Raw genomic sequence first — 5,408 nt, forward strand, 5'->3', positions numbered from 1 at the left:
GTTAAATTACTGATACATATGACACATTTATACCGGTTTACAAGTAATCAGTACCTTTGTTATCATGGAAATGAGTATCAATCCCAACGAAGAAAAGCCAGTAAAAAAAGAAGAGGAAATAAAACCGGAACCCGTTATCCATGATGGTTCAGGCGGCGCATTTGAAAGCACGGAAATGGTAACGGAAGAACGGGAAGAACAACCCCGTCCGGAAGGTACTCCTTATTGAACCGGAAGAATGTGTGTGCAGTATTAAATCCTTAAATTAGGCGTATCAAAAAAGTCATGCTTATGTTATCCTTCGAAAAAATCAGTGAATTGCTGGGCAAAGAAAGCGATACCCTGCTGCAACATGAAAGCAAAACCATCAGCAAAGACTTGCTGCATCTGCCGGGACCGGATACGGTGAACAGCATTTATCGGGCTTCCAGCCGTAACCCCCAAGTGCTGCGCAGCTTAGGTCAGCTGTTTGGGCACGGCCGTCTTGGCGGCACGGGCTATATGTCCATACTCCCGGTAGACCAGGGCGTGGAACACAGCGCAGGCGCCTCTTTTGCTAAATACCCGGCTTATTTTGATCCCGAAAATATTGTGAAACTCGCCATAGAAGGCGGTTGTAACGCAGTAGCCTCCACTTTTGGCGTGTTGGCATCGGTATCCCGCAGCTATGCGCACCGCATCCCTTTTATTGTAAAGATCAATCATAACGAACTGCTTACTTATCCCAACCGGGCGGACCAGGTGATGTACGGCACAGTGGAAGAAGCCTGGAACCTGGGCGCGGCAGCAGTGGGCGCCACTATTTATTTTGGCTCCGATCAGTCGGACAGGCAGATCGTGGAAGTATCCCGCGCTTTTGCAAGGGCGCATGAACTGGGCATGGCCACTATTCTCTGGTGTTACCTGCGTAATGATGCTTTTAAGAAAGATGTGGATTATCATCTTGCCGCGGATCTTACCGGGCAGGCAAATCACCTCGGGGTGACTATACAGGCGGATATTATCAAACAGAAACTGCCGGTGGTAAATGGCGGCTACAAAGCGCTGAATACGGGATCTTCTTCCTACGGTAAACTGGATGAACGCATTTATACCACGCTTACTTCAGATAATCCCATTGACCTGTGCCGCTACCAGGTTGCTAACTGTTACATGGGGCGTATGGGGCTTATCAATTCAGGAGGCGCTTCTGAAGGAGAGGCCGATCTGGCGGAAGCGGTACGCACTGCCGTGATCAACAAAAGGGCCGGCGGCATGGGACTGATCTCCGGGCGCAAAGCCTTCCAGCGTCCAATGGCGGAAGGCGCTGCATTATTGAACGCCATCCAGGATGTATACCTGAATGAACAGATAACGATTGCCTGACGGGAAGAGTGGAGGGACATTCCCTCCGCTCATCTTACCTGGCCGTTACCACGTACAAACCATTTTTCCGTTACCAGTTTTTCGAGTGCAAAAGGTCCGCGCGCATGGAGTTTCTGCGTGGAGATCCCTATTTCCGCGCCCAGGCCAAATACACCGCCATCTGTGAACCGCGTAGAGGCGTTCACGTATACGGCTGCAGCGTCTACTTCGTTGAGAAAACGCTCGCTGAGTGTGTTGTCGCGGGAAATGATCGCTTCAGAGTGACGGGAAGAATATTGCTGGATATGCGACAGCGCCGCGTCAATGCCGGGCACAACTTTTACGGAACATTTCAGCGAAAGAAATTCCCTGCCGAAATCTTCCGGCTGCGCCGCAAAAAGATGCGGGTAATTATTTTTCTGCAGGATGGCGAAAGCTAACGGGTCCGCATATACGTCTACCGCGTAATGCTGCAGCTGTGGCGCCAGCAGCGCCAGGAAACCGGCAGCCACGGCTTCATCTACCAGTACGGTATCAAGTGAATTGCATACTGACGGGCGTGATACTTTTGCATTGGTAACAATGGCGGCCGCCTGCTGCAGGTCGGCTGTTTTTTCCACGTAGGTATGACATACCCCTGCACCGGTTTCAATGACCGGTACCCTGGAGTTGGTGCGCACAAACTCGATCAGTTGCTCTGAGCCACGCGGTATAATGATATCGATATATTTTACGGCCGTGAGCATTTCCATTACCAGGCTGCGGTCTGCAGGCAGCAATTGTACAGCATGTTCATCTACTTCAAACTGTTTCAATACTTCCTGTATCAGCGTTACAAGAATGGTGTTCGTATAAAAAGCATCCGTACCGCCACGCAGCACGCATACGTTGCCGGAGCGGATACAAAGCGCCGCCACGTCTACCGTTACATTGGGCCGGGATTCATATATTACGCCCACCACGCCGAGCGGCACGGTTTTCTTTTGCACCAGGAGGCCATTGTCCAGCGTTCTTTCCAGCACCAATACATTCGCAGGATCCGGCAGGCCGGCAATATCTTCCAGGCTGGAGGCAAGGTCGCGGATACGTGCCGTGGTAAGCAGCAACCGGTCCTTTTTGGGATCTTCATCCGCCATGCGGTCCAGGTCTTTTTTATTTTCTGCGATAATGTCTTCCGAACGGATCAGGATCACTGCTGCCAGTCTTTGCAGCAATGCCTGTTTCTGTGCATCAGGGAGGGTACGGATGGAAACGGCCGACTGCTGTGCTTTTTCCAGTAAAGGTTGTATAGTTTGCATGGTCATTTATCTTTATAACAGCACAATATCATCGGCGTGCGCCACTTCAATATTTTGTGCTTTAGGTTGGGCATCGAGCACGTCTGATGCAATTTTTGCGCGGCCTACAGCAATGGCAACATTTTCTTCATTCACCATTTCGATCACTTCCCCGCATTCAAATTTCTCCAGTACGGCCTGAACGCCTACGGCAAGCAGGCTATGTCGCTTTTCCAGCGCCCGCTGTGCGCCGGCATCTACCTGTATCCGGCCGGTAACCAGGCTGCCGCTGGCCAGCCATTTTTTCCGGGCCGGCATGCTGCAGGGCTGTGGCAGGCACAAGGTGCCTGTTTTACCTGCAATGGCATTGAGGATCCCGTCTTCCGTACGGATGCCGAAAATAACCACCCTGATGCCCATCCTGGTGGCCAGGCGGGCAAAGGTGAGCTTGGATACCATGCCGCCTAAACCAAGGGCGGATTTCTCTTTATCTGCCAGTCCAAGCGCTGCTTTATCAATCACGTCTATCTGCGGCACTACCTGTCCTGTTCTGTCCAGCACGCCGGCAACGGAAGTACTGAACAACAGCAGCGATGCGCCAAAGCCTACAGCAATGAGTGTAGCCAGTTCATCGTTATCGGAAAATTTCAGCTCCAGACTGCTCACCACATCATTTTCATTGGCAATGGGAATGATGTTGCTGGCCCATAGTTCTTCGTAAGTGCGCTTGAGCTGAAGGAACTGGTTCCTGTCGGAAAAATGCTGGCGTTCACAAAGGCTTTGCGCCACGGCGATACTATAAGGTGCGAAATAACGGCTGTATTTATTCAGCAGTAGCGGGTTACCCACTGCTGCTGCGGCTTTCCGCTCACTGATGGTACCGTTGTATTGGCGCAGGAACTGTTTTCCTGCGGCCACCGCCCCGGACGATACCAGCACTATATGATAGTTTGCATGTAATTCTGCTACCTGCCGTGCTATACCGGCAATCACCGTCTCGTCGAGGTCACCGTTCTGATGGGTGATCGACGCTGTCCCAAATTTTATAACTAATATCGGTTTACTCAATTTCTGCGCTATTTGACGCCTAAAATAATATTAAGGCGGCGAAATTCTAAATGCATAATTTATCCCCGTTGCCGGAAAAGCCTTTAATTTGGTTTTTGTATTGATTAAACCTGCTATATGATAAAGCATGTCGTCCTATTTATAACAGCCACTGTGGCTGCTTCCGTTATCTATCTCCCAATGGCCAGCGGCCAGCAAACGCTCCGTCAGCAAATTGCAGGCATTGCCGGAAATATATCAGGAAAAGTTGGAGTATATGCAGAAATCCTGGAAACGAGGGACACGGTTTCGTTTAACCGCGACGGACATTTTCCTATGCAGAGCGTGTACAAATTCCCGATTGCCATGGCTATGCTCCACCAGGTAGACCAGCGCCGGTTTCGCCCGGATCAACCCGTTCATGTTACCAAAAACGACCTGATACCGGAAAATGGCGCCAGCCTGATCCGGGATCTGCATCCTGAAGGAAATTTTGACATGACATTATCGGAACTGATCAGCCATAATATCCGCGCCAGCGATGGCAGCGCCTGCGATGTATTATTACGCTTACTGGGTGGCACGGCCAAAGCAGCTGCATATGTACACGGCCTTGGCGTGAAGCAGGTAGTGATTGCCACTACGGAAAAAGTGCAGGTGCCTGATGAAATGATCCAGTATAAGAATTGGGCCACGCCCATGGCTATGACACAGCTGCTGAAAATATTTTACACGGAACCGGTATTATCCGACAGCAGCAAAAACTATTTAATGGATCTTATGATCACGTCGAAACCCGGGGCAAAAAGATTGAAAGGGTTGCTGCCTGCAGGCACGGTGGTAGCGCATAAAACCGGTACTTCCGGTACCAGGAACGGGTTGACCCGCGCCACCAATGATGTGGGGATTATTACGTTGCCAAACGGGCGGCATCTGGCTATTACGGTATTTGTATCTGATTCGAAAGCCAGTGAAGAGGAGCGGGAGGGAACTATCGCTAAAATTGCCAAAGCGGCGTATGACCACTGGCGTAAATAAAAAAGGCAGTTTCATTGTTGAAACTGCCTGCTGAAAATTACTTCATGTATTTCTTATACTCGTTTTCAATATCCATGATATCTACTTTATGGAGTTTGTCGCCATCAAATAACCACATTTCCCAATTGTATTTTACATCGCTGAGATTAAGCGTGGTGGCGCCTCCTTTTGCAGCATGAAAACTGATCTTTCCCCCGGTGGGCTCAATGATCTTTACGCCTTTTTCTTCGAGAAAGGCGCGCGCGTCCGCCATATAGTTCTGGTAATCTTCATTGATGGTATAAAACGCTTCTTCCCCGTTATCTTTTTTGAGATGTTCCAGCTGGATACTGTCGGGCGTATGCAATATGGCGCAGGGATCTTTAATCTGGCTGGCGCTTTCAGTAATGGTTTGCGCCGGCGGTGCAGCATCTGTCGGAATTTTTTCCTCCGGTGTTTTACTTTCGTGGCAGGCTGCAAAAGTAAGGAGTGTTACAGGTAAAATAAGGTGCTTTTTCATGGTTTTCATAGTCATAGTGTTTGGCATATCCGTTACACTTTATGCAGTGCAGGCGCCTAAAGATAGTATAAAATATGCCGGATGCAACTATGCAGGTATGTTCATACATGGGTAGTTGGTTAGGCAGCAATTCAAAGGGGATACCGGCGAAAGTGCCTGTTTAAAAGTAGTATGGCCAGGCCGGCGGCCTGCCGGAAGAGCAG

General features: G+C 49.9%; 6 protein-coding genes. 3 read left to right on the top strand and 3 right to left on the bottom strand.

Annotated features, from left to right (window positions below):
• The first annotated feature begins 64 nt into the window (after nucleotides 1-64).
• Complete coding sequence (locus VN105_RS20380; protein WP_325643637.1) at nucleotides 65-229, top strand: hypothetical protein; 165 nt, start codon at nucleotides 65-67, stop codon at nucleotides 227-229.
• 62 nt (nucleotides 230-291) lie between these two features.
• Nucleotides 292-1,365: a class I fructose-bisphosphate aldolase gene (locus VN105_RS20385; protein WP_325643639.1), complete on the top strand. Its 1,074-nt coding sequence runs from the start codon at nucleotides 292-294 to the stop codon at nucleotides 1,363-1,365.
• A gap of 29 nt (nucleotides 1,366-1,394) precedes the next feature.
• Here VN105_RS20385 and VN105_RS20390 read toward each other — a convergent pair whose 3' ends face one another.
• Both VN105_RS20390 and proB read right to left on the bottom strand, forming a co-directional pair.
• Nucleotides 1,395-2,642, bottom strand: a complete 1,248-nt coding sequence (locus VN105_RS20390) for a glutamate-5-semialdehyde dehydrogenase (protein WP_325643641.1) — start codon at nucleotides 2,640-2,642, stop codon at nucleotides 1,395-1,397.
• 12 nt (nucleotides 2,643-2,654) lie between these two features.
• On the bottom strand, nucleotides 2,655-3,689 hold the full coding sequence (gene proB, locus VN105_RS20395; RefSeq protein WP_325643643.1) for a glutamate 5-kinase: 1,035 nt from the start codon (nucleotides 3,687-3,689) through the stop codon (nucleotides 2,655-2,657).
• A gap of 117 nt (nucleotides 3,690-3,806) precedes the next feature.
• Here proB and bla point away from each other — a divergent pair, with 117 nt between their 5' ends.
• Nucleotides 3,807-4,706 (top strand): class A beta-lactamase, encoded by a 900-nt coding sequence (bla, locus tag VN105_RS20400; protein WP_325643645.1) that lies wholly within the window; start codon nucleotides 3,807-3,809, stop codon nucleotides 4,704-4,706.
• Between the two features lie 37 nt (nucleotides 4,707-4,743).
• Here bla and VN105_RS20405 read toward each other — a convergent pair whose 3' ends face one another.
• A complete protein-coding gene (locus VN105_RS20405; RefSeq protein ID WP_325643647.1) occupies nucleotides 4,744-5,214 on the bottom strand; it encodes a hypothetical protein in 471 nt (156 codons plus the stop codon).
• Nucleotides 5,215-5,408 lie beyond the last annotated feature (194 nt).

It is taken from the genome of Chitinophaga sp., assembly GCF_035564935.1.
Classification (GTDB): domain Bacteria; phylum Bacteroidota; class Bacteroidia; order Chitinophagales; family Chitinophagaceae; genus Chitinophaga.

What these genes read in the sequence shown, in the direction of transcription:
- VN105_RS20380 (WP_325643637.1), top strand. Translation starts at nt 65, where the DNA reads ATGGAAATGAGTATCAATCCCAACGAAGAAAAGCCAGTAAAAAAAGAA.
- VN105_RS20385 (WP_325643639.1), top strand. Translation starts at nt 292, where the DNA reads ATGTTATCCTTCGAAAAAATCAGTGAATTGCTGGGCAAAGAAAGCGAT.
- VN105_RS20390 (WP_325643641.1), bottom strand. Translation starts at nt 2,642, where the DNA reads ATGCAAACTATACAACCTTTACTGGAAAAAGCACAGCAGTCGGCCGTT.
- bla (WP_325643645.1), top strand. Translation starts at nt 3,807, where the DNA reads ATGATAAAGCATGTCGTCCTATTTATAACAGCCACTGTGGCTGCTTCC.
- VN105_RS20405 (WP_325643647.1), bottom strand. Translation starts at nt 5,214, where the DNA reads ATGAAAACCATGAAAAAGCACCTTATTTTACCTGTAACACTCCTTACT.